Raw genomic sequence first — 18,444 nt, 5'->3', positions numbered from 1 at the left:
TCTACCAGGCCAAGGCAGGTGGCCGTAATCGTGTGGAGGCCTGTAGCTGATACAGCAGAAAACCTAAATATCCTTGCATTTTAAATGTATACGTTGTTAATTAAGCTGTAAGAGTGGCTCTTCAATAGTAACCAGGTCCATTGAGCCATCCCTTTTGTTTGAACATCTATGGGTGAGCCATGTACCTACTGTGGAACCGGTTATCTTTACGCTTACGCCTTTTTATTGCCTTCGGTGTGTTGCTGTCTCTGGTAATGATTGTTTCATTACTGTTGCAGTACCGATTTTATACTCAAACTCGTGTCGAAAGCCTGATCACTCAGGAGCTGCCAGCCCAGTTGGAAAAGCTTGGCAGTGAAGTGGCTTTGCAGTTAGCCCCGAGCATCCAGGTTTCACGTAGCCTGGCCGCCAACTCCTTTATCGAACGTTGGATTCGCCAGGGCATGCCAGAGTCAGACCTGTGGATGGTAAAGGCCGAGATGGCTCGCGTACACACGCAATTGGAAGCGGGTATTGTCTTTATTGCGGCGAATGATGGCCAGCGCATCTTTTACCATCACTACCAGGACGGGCAGCTCAATCGGCGCGAGATGCAGCGCAATAATGCGGATGATAGCTGGTACTTCCGCTATATCGGTACCGGGGCTGCTTATGAATTGAACCTGGACTCAAATGAATTCAGTGGTGAGCATTTGCAGATGTTCGTCAACTACCGCAGTGATGCTTACAACACGGCGGATGAGCCGGTAAGTGTAGCCGGTGTGGGGTTGGATATGCTGCATCTGGCTGAGAGCGTGAGCGCCTATCGGCTTGGAAAAAGTGGTCGTGCTTCATTGGCTAATCAGGATGGGATTGTTGAAGTAAAGGCCGAGGGTGCCTTAATTCAGGATTTGAACAGTTCAGCCGCATTGCAAGGCTTGCAGGGGCATCAGGGTGTTGCGGTGGCTGAAGTACAGCAGGGCGGGCAGGCATTGTTAGTTGGCACCATTTGGATCAATGATCTGCAGCGCTACCTCGTTGTTGAGGTGCCTCGTGCTGAGTTTATGGATCCAATCAGCCAGCAGCTCTATCGCTCCATGCTGACCGGTTTTGTGCTTCTGCTGATCAGTTTGGTGGTGCTCTATCCGTTGGCCACCTCTCTCAGCCGACCTCTGGTGCATTTTCAGCAGCAATTACAGGGAATTTCACAAACTCTGGACCTGTCACGACGGATTAGCATTGATGATCAGGCGGAATTAGGTGACCTGGCCAAGCAAACCAATCACTTGCTGGGGCGTCTGTCTCTGATTATTCAGGCGATTTTCCGTAATGCTGACAATTTAAGTGAGTCGGCAGGTCGTCTGGCGCAGACCGCAGGTTTAGTGAACCAGAATAGTTCGCTGCAGCAGAAGGTTAGCCAGTCCATGGCTGTAGCAGTGGAACAGATGTCTTCATCTGTAGCGGAAATTACCTCAACCATGGAAGAGCTGTCAGCTTCTTCGACACAGATCGCTGATCATTCCCAGTCTGTAGTGGATGTAGCCAATCTGACGTTAGACAGCAGCAAAAAAGGTGCCCAGGCCATGCAGCAGTTGCTGCAACGCATGAGTGAAATTCAGCAGGACAACGCTCGCAGTCTGGCTGAAATTATGGAGCTGGGTGCCAAATCCAAACAGATCAGCAAGGTAATGGATCTGATCAATACCCTGGCAGATCAAACCAAACTGATTGCTTTTAATGCGGCACTGGAAGCCTCCAGTGCCGGTGACTCGGGTAAGCGTTTTTCTGTTGTGGCCAGTGAAATCCGCCGCCTGGCCGATAGTGTCACCGATTCCACACAGGAGATTGAAGAGCGCATACAGGAGATACAGGACTCCATCAGCCGTTTGGTGATTACTTCAGAGAAAGGCTCCGGTTCGATTCAAAGTGGCATGGATGTGAGTTCGGCTACGGCAGATGACCTGAGTGCACTGGTCGTGGCGGCGACCAAGACCAGTAATGCGGCGCAGCAAATCTCCCTGTCTACCAAGCAGCAGAAAACAGCCAGCAATCAGGTAGTGATTGCGCTGCGTGATATTGCTAATGCCAGTACGCATAATGCTCAGTCTGTACGCAGTATTACCGAGATTAGTGAAGAGATGTTAACCATGTCATCAGAGCTCAACTCCCTGGTGCAGGAATTTCAGTTGAGCCAGTCTTCAGCCAATAGCGAATCTTGAAAGGAGCACGAAGATGCAAAACCTGTCATTCCAGAAAAAACTGTTATTTTCTATGGCGGGATTGTTGCTGGTTGCCTTATTTCTGTTGAGTCTATTGGCCGGTAATTTGATGCAGCGGGAAGTCAGTCAGGCAATGACCAGCGAAATGCAGAGCAGTATGGAACAGACCCGGACGACGGCTAGCCAGTGGCTTAGCGCTAAAATAAGCGTCATGCGCGCGCTGGCTACCCAGTTACCGGCTTCTCCGGATGGCTGGGAGCCTTGGGAAGAGCGCCTGACGCTGGGGCTGGATGCGGGTGAATTTGACCTGGTTTATGTCGGTACGCCTCAGGGTGGCATGGTGCAGTCTCAACCTCCGGGCGAACTGCCTGCGGGTTTTGATCCTCGCATTAGGCCCTGGTATCAGGCTGCAACAGCGCAACAGGACCTGATTATTACCTCACCCTATGTCGATGCGGTTACCGGAGAATTGATTATTACGCTGGCGCTTCCGCTGGCTGCAGATGCTGACAATATTCTTGGAGCCGATTTACTGATTTCCGGTATCATCAATGATCTGCTGGCGACACAAACGCGCTGGAGCACACAAACCTGGATGCTGGATAAGTCAGGTCAGGTGTTGGCGCATCCGGATCAGGCGCTGTTGCAGCAGAATTTGAGTGATCTGTTGCCCGGTGTAACGCTGCAGCCGGGTATTCAGACTGTAGAGTTTGAGGGCCGCAGTTGGTTGCTTTCCAGTATTGATGTGCCTGAGGCTGACTGGACCTTTCTGCTGCTAGTTGATGCCGCTGAAGTGAATGCCGGATTGGTTAGCCTGACCTGGCAGTTGTCATCCCTGTCGTTACTGGTAATTTTGGTCAGCTGTCTGGTGCTTTATCAACTGACACGCTCATTGAGTAAGCCCTTGGTAAGCTTTCAGCAGCAGCTTAAACAGATTAGCCAGACGCTGGATCTGTCACGACGAATCGAAATACGCGATCAGGCTGAGCTTGGTGATCTGGCCAGGCAGACCAATCACTTGCTGGAACGTTTATCACACATCATCCAGGCGATTTTCCGTAATGCTGACAATTTAAGTGAGTCGGCAGGACGTCTGGCGCATACGGCTGGCCTGGTGAATCAAAACAGTAGTCTGCAGCAGGAAGTTAGCCAATCCATGGCGGCCGCGTGGAGCAGATGTCTTCATCTGTAGCCGAAATCACCTCGACCATGGAAGAGCTGTCAGCTTCTTCGACACAGATTGCTGATCACTCTCAGTCCGTCGTAGATGTGGCCAATCTGACGTTAGACAGCAGCAAAAAAGGTGCCCAGGCCATGCAGCAGTTACTGCAACGCATGAGTGAAATTCAGCAGGACAATGCCCGCAGTCTGACTGAAATTATGGAGCTGGGTGCCAAATCCAAACAGATTAGCAAGGTAATGGATCTGATCAATACCCTGGCAGATCAAACCAAACTGATTGCTTTTAATGCCGCATTGGAAGCGTCCAGTGCCGGTGATTCTGGTAAGCGTTTTTCAGTCGTGGCGAGTGAAATCCGCCGCCTGGCTGATAGTGTCACCGATTCGACGCAGGAAATTGAAGAGCGCATACAGGAGATACAGGACTCAATCAGCCGTCTGGTGATCACTTCAGAGAAAGGCTCCGGCTCTATTCAGAGTGGCATGGATGTCAGTGCCATAACGGCTGATGACCTAAATGCGCTGGTACAGGCCGCCACCAAGACCAGTAATGCGGCCCAGCAGATATCCCTATCCACCAAGCAGCAGAAAACAGCCAGTAGCCAGGTGGTGATTGCCCTGCGCGATATTGCCAATGCCAGTACCCATAATGCCCAGTCGGTGCGCAGTATCACCGAAATTAGTGAAGAGATGGTGGGCATGTCGGCTGAGTTGAACCAGTTGGTGCAAGAGTTCCGGACGGACAACAATGACGATAATTTTTCTGATAGGCAGGATCAGTAAGGCTGATGATAATGCATAAGACCATTCGTGTTCTGATTGCAGATGACAGCAGCCTGGCGCGTGGGCTGTTGCGTGCCATTCTTGAAGAGGAAACCGATATTGAGGTGGTGGGTGAGGCGCGCCATGGACAGGAAGCGGTCGAAATGACGCAGTTGTTCCGCCCTGATCTTGTCACTATGGATCTGAATATGCCGGTAATGGATGGCATGCGGGCGATTTCAACAATCATGCATCAGAAAGCTGTTCCGATTCTGGTAGTTAGTAATGAGTCAGATGCAGAAAAGGCCTATGAGCCTTGCAGCTAGGGGCATTGGAGGTGATTCCCAAGCCTGACTATACACCGGAACAGGCGGCGGACTTCGTAGAAAAAATCCGCTTGCTGGCGGGGGTGCCGGTCATTACGTATCTACGGCGGCGCCTGGTATCTGAGCCGGCGGCTGCATTTGAAAAAACAGCTTTGGCCATGCCCGAGCCTTTGTTGCGCAGTTACCGCCGGGTTGTGGCCATTGCATCTTCGACCGGTGGGCCTCAGGCACTGGCCGTTTTATTACCCAAATTTCCGTTAGGCTTTCCTGCTCCTATTCTGATCGCCCAACACATTAGCGATGGCTTTGCCGAGGGTATGGCTCAATGGTTAAATAGCCTGTGCCCCTTGCCGGTCAAAGTGGCACAGGAGGGTGAACTGCTGCAGCCGGGACAAATTTATGTGTCTCCTTCTGAGCAGCACCTGACATTGACGTCGGCACATCGGCTTGCGCTCATATCCCGATGTACCGGTGATATTTATCGCCCCAGCTGTGATCAGCTGCTCAATTCGGTTGCCAGACACTGTGGTGCTGATGCGATTGGTATGATTCTGACGGGAATGGGGCGTGATGGAGCCGCGGGGATGCTGGCTATTCGTGATGCCGGCGGTGTCACACTGGCACAGGATGAAGCCAGTTCTGTTATTTATGGCATGAATCAGGAGGCGGTGAATACCGGTGGAATCCTGAAACTTTTACCCCTTGATCAGCTCGCCGCTGAAGTAGTGGATGTTCTCAGTTTAAATGCGGCTGATTACTGTCATGCGATCCGCCAGGGGGTACGATGAGTCTGGAGTTGGCTCCATTTAAAGAGCTGATTTATAACCACTGTGGACTGGTGCTGGAGGGTATTGCTGAGGATCGTCTGAGTAAGGCGCTGAATCTGGCTGCTACACGGTTAGGGTATCAGGATCTGCGGCAGTACTTTCGCTTGCTGGAAAAAAATCCTGAAGAGTTTGAGCAGTTGATCAGTGCACTGACAGTGAATGAAACCTACTTTTTTCGTGAACCGGATCAGATAGCGCTGTTCACAAATCAGCTGGTACCTCGCTTGCTGGCCCGACAAGCATGTCGTCCACTGCGAATTCTGAGTGCCGGATGCTCGTCAGGTGAAGAGCCTATAGCTTGGCCATGGCGCTGGATACAGTTTACGGGGAACAGCGGCGGCAGCTGTTCCAGATAGATGCGGGTGATCTGGATCGGCAGATATTAACCAAAGCACGTCAGGGCATCTATTCGTCTTTTTCATTTCGTAGTATGGATGACAAATTACAGCAACGTTACTTTCGTCCGTTGCAACGCAACTACCAATTGGTGGATGAGATACGTCAGAGCATCAATTTTCTGCCGCTGAACCTTAAAGCGCCACTGCAGCCGCAAGGGCTTGAAGGCTACGATCTGATTTTTTGTCGTAATGTTTCTATCTATTTTGATCCGCAAACGCGTCAGATGATTCACCAGCGCTTTTATGATGTCTTAAATGAAAATGGTATTCTGTTGCTAGGCAGTTCGGAAACCCTGGGTAATGACCTGGGCGTGTTTGAGCTGGTGGAAGAACATGGGCATTATTATTTTATTAAGGGCGAAGCCTATCGCCCCGCCTCCAGTCAGGCGATGAGCTGGTCCTCTTTGTATTCAGTGAGCACCACAGCTTCTCAAGCTGGCAACGTACCGGCTGGCGATCCACAGCCAGCGGCACAAGCAACGCCCAATACTTCAACATCCACGCTACTTAACCTGCCACCTCTGGATCAAATACGCCAATTGGTGCAGGAAGGGGAGCGTGAAAAAGCCACTGAGTTACTGGATAAACATCTCAGCCTGCAGAGTCAGCCCGTGGCTGTGGGTGTGCTGTTGTTAAAAAGTTGGCTATTACTCAATCAGCGTGCCTTTTATGAAGCGGAGGGGTTGCTGGATCAGGTACTTCATGAGGATCCCTGGTCTGTTGATGGGCTATTACTTAAGGGCTTGAATGCCAAGTGGCAGCAACGCCTTCAGGAAGCCTGTGACTGGTTCAGAAAAGTTACCTACACCTGTCCGGAGTGCTGGCCTGCTCATTATTACCTGGCTGAAACTTATCGGGCTCAGGAGCGTGACTCGGCGGCAATCAAAGCTTATCAGGTAGTTCGGCGTATTCTGTCAGATGATCAGCATGCTGCCGATGGTATGCTGTGGGTGCCGCTACCTCTGCCACGGGGTGATATTCTGTTTCTCAGCGAACGACATTTGCTGAAGTTAAGACAGAACTCACAGCTTTCGGATAAGGGAGAAGGCTGATTTATGGCATTGGATATTAAAAAATTTCTACTGCGTTTTATTGAAGAAGCTCAGGACCACTTGAGTCAGATGGCCGAAGGGCTTGCAGATCTTGAGAAGGGGGAAGTGAACGCCGAACAGATCAATAGTTTGTTCCGTTCGGCACATACCCTGAAGGGGTCTTCACGTATGTTGAAGCTTTTTCCTATTACGGAAACGGCCCATAGTCTGGAAGACCTGCTCAGTGCCCTGCGTGAAGGGCAGGTCCATGTGGACTCAGATAACCTGGGCTTGCTATATCAGGGAGTCGATCAGTTATCTGATTATATTGCCACTCTTTCAGATACGCTGGATGCTGACCGTCTGAGTCCAGCCGATGCGGCGCTGTGTACGGCATTGACTGCAGCCGCTCAAGGCGCAACTAAAACGGCTGTAACCACCGATGTTGAGCCAGAGATGCCCTCGCCAGCGGATAGCGCTGACACTTTGGTACCAGCCGCACTAAGAACATCTGAAACTGTACGTATCCGCTTGAGTAAGCTCGAAGAGTTAATCAAGTTGATGGGTGAAGTGGTGTCCAGCCATGCGGGCTTACGTGAAATGACGCGCATCGCGCAACAGCTTGAGTTGCAGGCGCAGAAAAAAGAAGATGCGGAGCTGGCCTCCGGGTTGCAGCAGTTCTCCAGAACCCTGAAAGACCGGATTCAGTTGCAGGAGCTGTTGATGCAGGATCTGCATGATATCGGCTTACAGATGCGTATGCTGCCTTTGTCTATCGTATTTGAGCCGGCCACGCGTCTGGTCAGAGACCTGGCGCGTTCCCTGGGCAAACAGGTTGAGTGTCGGGTACAGGGTGCCGATATTGAACTGGATCGGCAGATGATTGATCAATTGGCTGACCCGGTTATTCATTTACTGCGCAATGCCCTTGATCATGGTATAGAAACAGCACAAGCCAGACTGGCCGCAGGCAAGCCTGAACAAGGGCTGCTGCAACTTAAGGCCTCTCAGGATGGTGGCTGGGTGGTGATTGAGATCATCGATGATGGTGCCGGCGTGGACCTGGACGCCATTCGCAATAAAGCACTGAGCAAACAGCTAATTACAGCTGACGCATTGGAAAGTCTTACCGAACAGGAGGTGAGGGATCTTATTTTCTTGCCGGGCTTCTCTACCAGTGCAATGATTACCGATCTGTCTGGCCGCGGCGTGGGAATGGATGTGGTTAAGCGAACGGTTATCGATAATCTTCAGGGAGCTATCAGCATTGAGAGCCGGGCTGGAGAGGGGGCTCGATTTACGCTACGCTTACCCTTATCCTTGGCAATGATGCGTGTTTTATTGGTGCGGGTTTCCGGACAGTTGTTGGGCTTTACTGCGCAGTATGTGGCTGAGCTGGTTAGTGTGCCGCGTAGCAAAATGGTCGAGGTGGCAGACCGTAATGCGGTGATAGTACGTAATGAGTTTGTGCCGGTGATGAAGTTGTCAGAGTTGATGGATTTACCGCCCATGCCGGTAACTTCAAAGCACCCGGCGCGCGCTGAACCGGATGTGTTGCTGCTGATCACCCGCTTGCACCATGAAAAGCTGGCGCTGGAAATTGATGAACTGATTGATGAACGGGATCTGGTGATTAAACAGCTACCACCACACCTGCGTAATAACTCGCTGATCTCCGGTATGGTCACTACCGGACATAATCACCTGGTTAGTCTGTTGCATGTTCCCCATTTAATGACCTTGTCCAAGCGTTCAAGAAGCTTCATGCCGGACAGGGGGAAAGCGGAGTCAGGACGGGAGAAACTGCGTCAGCGTATCCTGGTGGTAGATGACTCCCTGAATACCCGTGAAATTGAACGGGATGTGCTGGAAGCCTGGGGGTATCAGGTCACCTTGGCTGAGAATGGCCAGGATGGTTTGGATAAAGCTCTGGCGGAAGATTTTGATGCGGTACTCACCGATGTTGAAATGCCAGTGATGGATGGCTTTACCCTGACAGCCAAGCTGCGTCAGGATGCGCGTTATCAGCATAAGCCGATTATTATCATTACCTCCAGAGAGAAGGAAAGTGATCGTCGCCGGGGTATCCAGGTCGGTGCTGATGCTTATATTGTCAAAGGAAGCTTCGATCAGAGTAGTTTGGTGGATACCTGAGAGTTTTATTGGACTAAAGTCAGATTATACGGGATAAACACAATGCAAATACTGGTAGTGGATGATGATGCACTGGCGGGTGAAATGACGACGGCGGTGCTTGAAGATCAGGGATATCAGGTGGTGCAGGCCGCTAATGCAGTGGAAGCCGTTGAGCAGCTGAATGCCCATCCGCAGATTGCACTGATTGTCAGTGATATGAATATGCCCTTGATCAGTGGTATCGACTTGTATCGTGATCTTAAGGAACAGGGGCAGACACAGCCTTTTATACTGCTCACCGGTGATGATCCGGCTCACCTGTGTGCGAAGGAGCCGGGACTGGATGCCTGTATACAGAAAGATTTTAATCTGGAACAAAGCTTACCCATCGCCGTGACACAAGCCTTGGCCAGACAAAGTTAAACCGCTTAAGTTGACGGAGTAAATCCTGATGGATGTAAAACAGCCAACGTTGCAGGAAAAAATTACCCGGTTGAGAATGAGCTTTCTTAGCCAGATGCCTGCTCGTCTGGACAATGCGCAGCAACAGTATTTGCTACTGTCATCAGACTGGCAGGCTCAAATAAGGCTTGCTGTTGAGCTACATAGGTTCTTCCACAGCATTAAGGGTACGGCCAGCTCCTTTGGTTTTACCGGGCTGGCCGATATTGCCGGTAAGGGTGAAACGTTGCTGCTGGAATTAATCGACCTGCCGGAGAGCGAGGTTTCCGCTACCAAGCTCTTACCACTGGGCCCGCTGTTGAGTGAAATGAAGCAGCAGCTTCAGCTGCTTCAGCAAAATAGTGGTGAAGCGTCTAGCCATGCTCAGCCTGCACCCTTCTTTGAAATGGAGCAAGGCAAGCACGGCGGCGTTGACGGCGATCGCAAGGCCTTGATCTATATCTGTGATGATGAACCGGTACAGGTGAGTCAGCTAGGCTATCAGTTGCATTGCTTCGGCTATGAAATTGAATACTTTATGGATACGCAGAGCTTTCATGACGCCGTGTTAAGGCGTCGTCCGGATGCCGTAATCATGGATGTGTATTTTCCTAACGGCAGTACGGCAGGTACAGACGAACTGGCACGCTTGTCCGTTATTATTGGTGAAGCCTTACCATCGATTGTGTTGTCTGGCTATGGTGATTTTGAAGCGCGTCTGGGGGCTGTACAGGCCGGTTGCCGTGCCTATTTCACTAAACCAGCACAGGCACTGGATCTGGCTGCCAAGCTGGATGAGCTGCTGCTAAGTGAAAAACGCGAAGAACAGCTGCGTATCCTGGTTGTCGATGATGAGCCGGAAGTTGCGGCTTACCATAGCCTGATACTTCAGGAAGCGGGCATGCAAGTGAAGCAGTTGCATGACCCGTCGGGAATTCTCGATCTGCTGCGTCAGTTCAATCCGGATTTGGTGTTGGTAGATATGTATATGCCACGCTGTACCGGTGTGGAACTGGCTGCGATTATTCGTCAGTTGCCGGAGTACATCAGTTTACCTATCATTTACTTGTCCAATGAAACCAACCGGAAAAAACAGTTTTCGGCGATGCAGGTAGGGGTTGAGGGCTTCATCACCAAGCCAGTTGTTCCGGAAGAGCTGGTCTCGGCTGTTGTGTTGCGGGCGGAGCGCATGCGTACTTTACGTGCGTTAATGTCACTGGATAGTTTGACGGGCCTCTACAATCACACCACTACCACCGAAATGTTGCATACCAGCCTGGCACAAGCTGTTCGTCAGCAGGAAAATCTGATTTTAGTGATGCTGGATCTGGATAATTTTAAAGATGTTAATGATTTGCATGGTCATATGGCTGGGGACCAGGTACTGGTTGCCTGGCACGTATACTCAAACACCGTCTTCGAAGTTCAGATATTATCGGACGTTATGGGGGAGAAGAGTTCGCCTTATTGCTGAAAAATGTCACCGTGGTGTATGCCGAAAAACTGGTCAATCAGCTGCGTGAAGATTTCTCCAATATAGCCTTTACGGCGGGCAAGGCGCGCTTTAGCTGTACCTTCAGCGCAGGGCTTAGCTGTTATCCGGATTACACCCAGGTTGATGCTTTGCGTATGGCGGCAGACCGGGCGCTCTACCAGGCCAAGCACCAAGGACGCAATCAGGTTGTAATTGGCAGGCAAAAAAATGACTGAAACGCTGGAAACTATTTTAGCCGCTCGACAGGCTCCTGAAGAGGACATTGTCGATGTTGATGAGCCAGTGGTTAAACTGGTTATATTCAGTCTTGGTGATCGTGATTTTGCCTTCCTCGGTGAATTGGTGCGGGAAGTACTACCTGGTAACGAGCCAGTCTATTTTGTACCTGGTATGCCGTCAGCCGTCGAGGGCGTCATGAATGTCAGAGGCGATATTGAATCGGTCATACGCCTGCATACCTTGTTGCAGCTTAAAGATCAGGACGATAAGACTAGGCATAGCGCTATTTTACTGGCAAAAGGCAAGAAGATGCACAGTGGACTTCGGGTTGATTGCTTGCTGGATGTGGTTGATATCCCTGAGAGTCAGATACAGCCGCCCCCTGCAAGTCTGCCGGAGCATCTTAATCCCTATGTCACAGGATTACTGCAGTTCAAACAGCGGGCAGTTGCGCTGCTGGATCTGGATAAAGTGTTTGCCGCCTGGCAAGGAGGGCAGGGGTGAGTTCACCACTGCCGGTTGTTGTGTTTACACATGGATCAGTGACATTTGGCTGGAGGCCATTCGTGTTGCCGGACGCGGTCTGGTAGATCATCAGGTATCTTCAGTGGTCCCTTTCTCGGTGCTCTACACGCCGCAAGTTTCAAGTGAAGCCTTGCGGCAGGATCCAGCAGTGACCCAATGGCTAAGGATAACAGGGCATAGTGCAGACTGGTTGCTGGGCTTAAACGTAGGCGCAGACTTGATTGAACTGGAGCCTGCTGAAATTTACCCTCTGCCCAGCCTCCTGGCACAGCGCAGCAACTTCGAACCCTTGAAGGCGCTGGGTTTTCACCAGCAGCGCTTGGTTGCGCTACTGGATGTGGACCTGCTTGAGCAGTGTTACCGCCAGATCTCACGCATATAAATAATATTTGGATTACCACGATACAGGCCCCAGGCGGCGCGTCCGGATGGATTGTCGGTGTATTGAGCATTACCTGTCCAGTCATGACGTAACCAAGGCTGATCGTTCAATAAGGGGGTCAGGTTGGTGAAGCCACTATTACCCTCGCCTGGTGCACTGAGCGTTAAACTGTGCTGTCCTGCATCGAACGTTTCATAAGGGTTTGCAGGTAGGCTGGTTGTTCCTTCACCGATCCGAATACTGCTGGATTGATTCTCCTCCTGATCGTTATCCATTCGAAAAGCGCTGACGCTGGTGCATTGATCAGCTGAATGTGTGGTCCAGCGGTTGCCATCATACATTTGCGCATCAAGTGTTAAATTTATCGGGTCAGTTTCTAAGAATGCATGGCCTGATTCTATCACCATGCGCCCACTGATAAAGCGCCCTGCTGCTGCAGGGTCACCTTCTGAGCCACTGACAGCATCACTGTCTGTGGCAGTCAGGTTGGGGTAGATTAACAAGGGCGAATGTGGACGCTGATGGGCCAGATAATCCGTGTTGATGCTGAAGTCACCGCGCCCCTGGGTAAATGCCTGGAGGTTGGTGCCCAGCTGTTAAATTGCCCCTCAGCTATACCATCGGGTGCCAGCAAGGCGGTACCGGCAAGGTCCGCACTGGTGAGTTTGGCAAAGTCCTGGCGGTAATTGTAGGTGGGCTGCTCTTGCTGATTCAGTGCCAGGATATGTCCGGTTATCTGAAACGGCTGCCCTGGGTTCTGGATACTGCTTGCTGACTGGTAACCCGTATAGGTAAACGCATCGCTGCTGCCTGGCCTACAAGCTGCATCCAGCTGATAATGCAGGTTAAAGTGACTGGGGATAAAGCGCCCAATCGGGTCGGATAACCCGGCAACGACTGTTCTGCCAAAATAGCTATTAGCCTGGGGAACCGCCAGTAACTGAAATACGCCAACTTCGGAAAGGTTCACCGCTTCGCTTTGCACGCCGCTCTCGGTGATATTAATCTGGCTGAGTGAGAGTTCAGCATTGCGGCCATCGCTGGGAGCAACCAGCGATGAAGACAGGGTGATGTTGCTCTGGCGATAGTTGGGCGTGGTGGTATTGTCGCATAACTGGGGATCGTCATCAGCGGTCCAGACGACGCCACGTACCCGCATAGGAAAGTCTTCACCGGCCTGTGTAAATACGGAGCAGTTGGCATCTTCGCTGGCACAAGCAGCATTATTCGCCGTCGATTCGATACACAAACCGGCGGGAGCACTGCTGAAACTATCACTTCCTGTCAGGGACAACCCTTGCTCGTCACTGCCGGATGTGCCTGTAAATGCCGCATCCAGTTGTTTTAGGCCAGCATCCGGGTAGCGGATGTCCACTTGCGCATTGGCTTGTTCATCAAATGTCAGTAATAACGAAGTCCAACTGGTCGTGTTACTGATGGCCTGGCCATTCAGATAGACAGATTGCGTACCACTGCCAGGATTGGTATAGCTGCTACGGAAATTAATACTGCGCTCACCTGTGAAGGCGGGTGCACAGGTATCAGGATTATTTTCATCAGCACGGCGTGCACTCAGAGTAAAAGCATCCGGTTTGTCAGCGAGCAGGTCAGGTAAATCAAAAATAAAGCCACTTTCTGCAAAGTTGATACTGCAGCTGCCCTCAGTGCCATTACTAAAGCAACGTGTGACATTGGAGGCACTGGGAGAACTGGCAGCAATGCCCAAGGTTACATTCCCTGGGGTATTGCGACGCAATTGAAAGGTGGCTTCTCCGTTATCCAGGTATTGCTGATTTCCATCAACCAGCGAATCGTACCGGACGAGTTAGGCGATAGGGTAACGGATGCCGTACCGGTAAAACGCGAACTACAATTGTCTGAGGCGCAGGCGATGACCTGTACAGGTTCGGCGGCGCAGGTCAGGCCACTGCCACTATGAAGCAGGCGGAAATGGTGGATATCTGCTTCAAGTGGCTCCATACGCAAGCCACAGACTTCCAGATTATCAATTTCGTGATTATCATTTGAACCCCCGGTCGAACCGGTCAGAGTTAACAACAGATTCTCAGGTACCTGTGCTTGCCCGGCACTGCTCAGCACATCGACAGGGCCGATCAAATTTTCATACCCTGAGCCTGTATCGCGCTCAATAGTAACCCAGGATTCATCGTCAATACGGCTGTCTACAGTAATGCGATAACGATGGCCGGATGTATTACGCACAATCGGGGACAGTGTGTCAGTACCCTGAATATATTGATAACCACTACTGGCTGCACCTGAACCGCGTAAAGAAACGCTGTTTTGTCGACGTCCTGGCCCACCTTGTCGGCCTTCTGATGGATTGGAAAAGTTGCCATAGGTATCCAGACCTATGCCCAGCCAGCCTCCAGCAAAACCGTTTATTCCCCCGCTGCGTTGTGCATAACCGAGTGAGCCGCCATAGCCGCCAGGTGCAGGGGTGGTCGCAGCATCTGAGAGAACAACAGCAATACCATCGGCACCATTGCCGCCATAAGCATAAAAGTCAAACTCAACAGTGATCAGGTTATTTGCAGAAGGAAACAAGCGTTGCAAGCTAGCCGCTGTGGCGACATTGCCGGAAGCATTGGTCATACGCAGGCGTTGATCCACAATGCGTGGGTTGCCAAAGCTGCCGCTTTGATGCGTCACCGACCAGCCACTACCCAGCAACTCTCTGGAAAAGTCGTCGGTCATGCAGGTTAACACTTGGTCAGGGCAGTTGCTTGACGGGGTTACAACATCCTCCCATTTCAATCCCAGTTTCAGGCTGTCAACAAGTAGCTCATCAGATGAACTAACCTGGTGTGTTCTAAAGCCTATTTCATCGAAGGATGAAATATTGCTGTTGCTAAGCGGGGTTACGCTATCGGGTGAGCCGGGTGTATTCAGGTTGTCAGGGTCCACCCAGAGTTCAAAGCGGTTATAGGGATTACCACTACCCGGTGAAGATTTACTCAGACGGCCCACCAGAAAGTAGGTCTGACCGGAAACCAGATCCGTGTGATAGGTTTCATTCTGATTTGTCGTACGCACAAAGAAATCTTCCAGCCCACTGCCATTACCCCGGTTCATCTTGATGCCGATATTAGGGTGGTTCTGATAGGTGGGGTTCTGAAACCAGAGCGCAAAAAATTTATTGTTTGCCTGGGTGCCGGTGAAGCGTACCAGCATACTGACGTATACCACATCATCATCCACTGTCCGGCTGAGATTACGACTAGCAACGTTATTGGTGGTGCCACTAAGTTGCAGTGCACGATTGGCTCCGGCTATACACTGGCCCCCCTGGTTGTAAACCAGCGAATGTTGACTGGTATCAATCACGGCCTGGCTACTACTGTGTGCCCGCCATGTGCCTGCCCAGCCTTCGCCCGCACTGCCGCCTTGCAAGCTTCCGGGTGCATAGCTATCAAAGTTTTCTGAAGCGATCAGTGTGGATGTTACCACACAATCACGGGTGGCATTTTTCAGTGCCAGGCGCTCTGACGCTGTTAGTTGTTGGTTGTGGATACGTAGCTCATCAATCAGACCATTGAAATATCCTGTAGGCTCACCGGCACCCCAGCGAATAGCACCTATGTAGAGGTCACCGCTTGATACTAAATTCGTTAGCGGAATCGACAGGTTACCTGTATTGAGTGTTGCCAGTGGTGTGTCAGATTGCTCGCTGTAGAGCTGCCCGGCTAAGCGTACATTTTGACTGTTACCCTGACGCTCAGATGAGAAAGAGAAAAAATACCACTGCCCGGCACTTAACGTGTGATTGATAGTGCCTGTCTCGGAACCACCCCATTGATTCCAAAGGGTAAATTTTAGCCGGCCACCCTCGATAAATACACGGTATTCATTTGAGCTACTGCCACCTCCCTTCATCAGCACCGTCATATCCGTGGTAGTATCCGGGCGTATCCAGCCGGACAGGTTCATTTCAGCATTAGCCCCTTCAATCATGGGCGATAACTGAGTCGCATGAGGTGCCTGAATGTAGTAGCGGGCTGTGTACCAGGTATTGTTCGGTGCGGCGTTAAACCCTTCTCCTCGAAACCAGCCAGCTTGACAAACCTTGCCTGCCGCACTGGTAAGCCCATTCATGGCTTGTCCATGATGACTATTGCCGCTGCTGTCCAGTACTTCATTGGGAGAGCCGTTCCAGGCTGATTCATCCAGGTGCCACTCTGTCAGTAAGCCGGCATGTACACTGACAGAAAACACACTGACCAAGAGATAGAGCAGGCATGCTCGTAGACCGCGCAAGGCTGGATCATCATAAGCGACTTCATGGTACGGGACTCCAGATGGTTGCTTCAGCTTCACGCTGGATCTCGCCGAAGGGCGTGCTTTTGGCTGCAGAGGCATTTAGATGATAGATGTTAAGTGACTCATTCCCCTCAAATACAAGGCTTGCCTGACAGCTCAGGTGTATTTGAAAACCGGCCTCTTCAGTTTGTGCATCATTGAAGCAGTCATTTTGTGTTATGACCTGATGGCGTCCCCACTCCAGGCCACTTCTTGCAGCATAGTAAGCCTGCTTACCTTCTTGCGAAAGCAGGTAGCCAACATGCTGCGTGGCGCCCATCTGTGCCATGACTGCTGCGAGCCCGCCCAGTACGATGAGGATAAATAGTACGGCAACCAGTGAAACTCCGCGAGCCTGGGTGTAATTTTGTCTGTATTTACAGGCTGTTTGCTTCATCATGGCGTATTGATTACCTGTGCCTGATAGACCAGCGCTACTGTCTCATCGTCTTCGGTTATGCTGAGTTGCAGGGTTACCACCCCGTTACGTATATGATCACCAGGAAGGTAGCTGAATTCACAACTACCGAGCCGGCTGGCCATAAGATGTCCCGAGGTCAGAGCGCTTGGCTGGTTTGTCTGGAAGCCGTAGCCACTATAGCGTTGCAGCTGATTCCCCAGGCAGGCATAGGTTACCGGACCTGTTTGTGGGACTATATCAAAGCGTTGAGCTTCCAGTGACGCAAAAGGAAATGCGGTAGGCTGAATCTGCAAATGTTCACTCGTGGAGCCAGCAGTCAATGCGGCGCGGTTGTCGCCGAGGTAGGCGTTAGCAGAGGAGGACGGATCAGTGCTGGCATTAAAGATCACCACATAATCTCCTGTGTTGAACTCACCCAGTACACCGCCAAGCACATCAAAACTGCTATCTGTCGTAGTAAAATCCAGCACATCACCGGTTGGGTTATCTGGATCACTCAGGTCAGCCAGGGCCCGGTAACGACCACCGCCGATGGTTGGGACAAGCTCCAGATACTGGTTACCATTGGATTCTTTGATACGCACACTATTAGGCAGTGCCATACGTATCTCACGGGTCATGCGGGTGAGTACCAAATCGGCCTCTGCGACCAGGCTGGCTCGGCGGGATTGGTCCTGAAACGCCTGGAAAGGTTGCATAAGGATACCGATAGTGACCGTGCCGAGTACGCCCAAAAGGACGATGACAATAATCAGCTCAATCAGGGTAAAGCCGGCCATACGCTGCGGATGCTGGCTCATGGCAACGCCTCATCCGGCCAGGGCGCCATAAAGGTGTGCAGCCTGGCACTAATATCGCTGACGCGCTGGTTTGCGACCTGTATGGCTACACCACAACCTGATACCTGTTGACCTGCAGGGCCAAACGCTTCGGCCGTGACAGTCACTGTGACGCTGTAATCACCCAGTTGGCTCAGTGCTGTGCCATTGATCTGGGTGGGGGATTGTTCAAGATTGTTAAAGTCATCGACATACTGCCAGGCGCCTCGCTCCGGGTTACCACTGGATTGAGTACCAGGGTGGCAGATCTTGCCCTGAATCTCTTCCATATAGCCCTCGGCAATGGCGAGGGCCTGTTGTTGCAGCAGCGGGTCAGCACTGCGCAATACCGTGTTGGAGTACACCAGCAGTATGCCTGACAAACCGGCGGAAAGAACGACGATGGTAATAATCAGTTCAATCAGGGTAAAGCCCCGTTGCACTTTTCTAATGGACATGGCCGGTCTCCGCTTCCAGTTGCAGGCTGCGCTCACCCAACTGAATACTGAGTCCCTGCGAAGGAACACCCAATCCGTTGAAGGTAATAGATGTGGCCGGTGACAGGGTTACGCCACTGGGTGTCAGACCGCGTCCGGAGGCACTACCATCCAGGGACGATTATTCCCTGGGTTGATCAAAAATGGGCCGCTGGACGGACAGGTTGTATCACGGCAAATACGGTAATGATTACTGCTGAGTGTCAACGTAACCGGCCTATTTGTGGCTACAGCACTTTGTTGGGCAAAGCGAATAGCTGAAGCCAGTTCTTCCGTGTAACCGTATTCAGCATAGCCACTACTGGTAAAGCGGGGCAGCACAACCGCTGATAAAACCCCCAGCAGTACCAGCACCAGAATCAGCTCGACCAGGGTAAAGCCCTGGCAGCTGTGATTTCGCAGAGGTGGGAACAAGTATAAAAAGTTTGTTTCCTTTGCGATTCTGTCATCAAACTGTGGCTGCATATGA

The 18,444-nt window shown here is 51.4% G+C and carries 16 protein-coding genes and 2 pseudogenes; 11 read left to right on the top strand and 7 right to left on the bottom strand.

Annotated features, from left to right (window positions below; all coding sequences use genetic code 11):
* Nucleotides 1-179: 179 nt before the first annotated feature.
* The 11 genes and pseudogenes from LH51_RS07685 to LH51_RS07645 all read left to right on the top strand — a co-directional run bounded on the left by LH51_RS07685 (nt 180) and on the right by LH51_RS07645 (nt 11,919).
* A complete protein-coding gene (locus tag LH51_RS07685; RefSeq protein ID WP_036521192.1) occupies nt 180-2,198 on the top strand; it encodes a methyl-accepting chemotaxis protein in 2,019 nt (672 codons plus the stop codon).
* Nucleotides 2,199-2,211: 13 nt separating this feature from the next.
* Nucleotides 2,212-3,390, top strand: coding sequence for a PDC sensor domain-containing protein (locus tag LH51_RS22445; protein ID WP_052063571.1), 1,179 nt, complete (start codon nt 2,212-2,214; stop codon nt 3,388-3,390).
* Entirely contained in the window at nt 3,375-4,160 is a 786-nt protein-coding gene (locus LH51_RS22440; RefSeq protein ID WP_052063570.1) for a methyl-accepting chemotaxis protein, read from the top strand. The genes LH51_RS22445 and LH51_RS22440 overlap by 16 nt, the downstream gene beginning before the upstream one ends.
* Nucleotides 4,161-4,171: 11 nt before the next feature.
* Entirely contained in the window at nt 4,172-4,465 is a 294-nt protein-coding gene (locus LH51_RS22435; protein WP_235263603.1) for a response regulator, read from the top strand.
* Nucleotides 4,456-5,253 carry a CheB methylesterase domain-containing protein gene (locus LH51_RS07675; RefSeq protein WP_235263602.1) on the top strand — a complete coding sequence of 266 codons (798 nt, stop codon included), beginning with the start codon at nt 4,456-4,458 and terminating at the stop codon, nt 5,251-5,253. The genes LH51_RS22435 and LH51_RS07675 overlap by 10 nt, the downstream gene beginning before the upstream one ends.
* Nucleotides 5,250-6,742, top strand: a pseudogene (locus LH51_RS07670) (CheR family methyltransferase). Before LH51_RS07675 ends, LH51_RS07670 begins: the two are co-directional and overlap by 4 nt.
* Nucleotides 6,743-6,745: 3 nt before the next feature.
* Nucleotides 6,746-8,875, top strand: a complete 2,130-nt coding sequence (locus LH51_RS07665) for a hybrid sensor histidine kinase/response regulator (protein WP_036521190.1) — start codon at nt 6,746-6,748, stop codon at nt 8,873-8,875.
* Between the two features lie 42 nt (nt 8,876-8,917).
* Nucleotides 8,918-9,280, top strand: a complete 363-nt coding sequence (locus tag LH51_RS07660) for a response regulator (protein ID WP_036521188.1) — start codon at nt 8,918-8,920, stop codon at nt 9,278-9,280.
* Between the two features lie 28 nt (nt 9,281-9,308).
* Nucleotides 9,309-10,982, top strand: a pseudogene (locus LH51_RS07655) (diguanylate cyclase); the annotation flags it as partial.
* A gap of 18 nt (nt 10,983-11,000) precedes the next feature.
* The gene (locus LH51_RS07650; protein ID WP_036521186.1) at nt 11,001-11,516 is read left to right on the top strand and encodes a chemotaxis protein CheW; all 516 of its coding nucleotides are present in this window, start codon (nt 11,001-11,003) and stop codon (nt 11,514-11,516) included.
* Nucleotides 11,488-11,919: a hypothetical protein gene (locus LH51_RS07645; RefSeq protein ID WP_036521183.1), complete on the top strand. Its 432-nt coding sequence runs from the start codon at nt 11,488-11,490 to the stop codon at nt 11,917-11,919. Before LH51_RS07650 ends, LH51_RS07645 begins: the two co-directional genes overlap by 29 nt.
* Here LH51_RS07645 and LH51_RS24695 read toward each other — a convergent pair.
* The 7 genes from LH51_RS24695 to LH51_RS07615 all read right to left on the bottom strand — a co-directional run bounded on the left by LH51_RS24695 (nt 11,895) and on the right by LH51_RS07615 (nt 18,440).
* A complete protein-coding gene (locus LH51_RS24695; RefSeq protein ID WP_442934819.1) occupies nt 11,895-12,449 on the bottom strand; it encodes a DUF6701 domain-containing protein in 555 nt (184 codons plus the stop codon). The genes LH51_RS07645 and LH51_RS24695 overlap by 25 nt on opposite strands.
* Nucleotides 12,416-13,675 carry a DUF6701 domain-containing protein gene (locus tag LH51_RS19030; protein WP_160173698.1) on the bottom strand — a complete coding sequence of 420 codons (1,260 nt, stop codon included), beginning with the start codon at nt 13,673-13,675 and terminating at the stop codon, nt 12,416-12,418. The genes LH51_RS24695 and LH51_RS19030 overlap by 34 nt, the downstream gene beginning before the upstream one ends.
* Nucleotides 13,648-16,257: a LamG-like jellyroll fold domain-containing protein gene (locus LH51_RS19025; RefSeq protein WP_160173697.1), complete on the bottom strand. Its 2,610-nt coding sequence runs from the start codon at nt 16,255-16,257 to the stop codon at nt 13,648-13,650. The genes LH51_RS19030 and LH51_RS19025 overlap by 28 nt, the downstream gene beginning before the upstream one ends.
* Nucleotides 16,220-16,639, bottom strand: coding sequence for a hypothetical protein (locus LH51_RS19020; protein ID WP_052063565.1), 420 nt, complete (start codon nt 16,637-16,639; stop codon nt 16,220-16,222). The genes LH51_RS19025 and LH51_RS19020 overlap by 38 nt, the downstream gene beginning before the upstream one ends.
* Nucleotides 16,636-17,460 (bottom strand): type II secretion system protein, encoded by an 825-nt coding sequence (locus LH51_RS07625; RefSeq protein ID WP_036521178.1) that lies wholly within the window; start codon nt 17,458-17,460, stop codon nt 16,636-16,638. Before LH51_RS07625 ends, LH51_RS19020 begins: the two co-directional genes overlap by 4 nt.
* On the bottom strand, nt 17,457-17,936 hold the full coding sequence (locus tag LH51_RS07620) for a type II secretion system protein (RefSeq protein WP_052063564.1): 480 nt from the start codon (nt 17,934-17,936) through the stop codon (nt 17,457-17,459). Before LH51_RS07620 ends, LH51_RS07625 begins: the two co-directional genes overlap by 4 nt.
* 123 nt (nt 17,937-18,059) lie before the next feature.
* Complete coding sequence (locus LH51_RS07615) at nt 18,060-18,440, bottom strand: GspH/FimT family protein (protein WP_052063563.1); 381 nt, start codon at nt 18,438-18,440, stop codon at nt 18,060-18,062.
* Nucleotides 18,441-18,444 lie beyond the last annotated feature (4 nt).

Source organism: Nitrincola sp. A-D6 (assembly GCF_000764495.1).
GTDB lineage: Bacteria > Pseudomonadota > Gammaproteobacteria > Pseudomonadales > Balneatricaceae > Nitrincola.
This window is presented reverse-complemented; position numbering and strand designations above follow the sequence as displayed.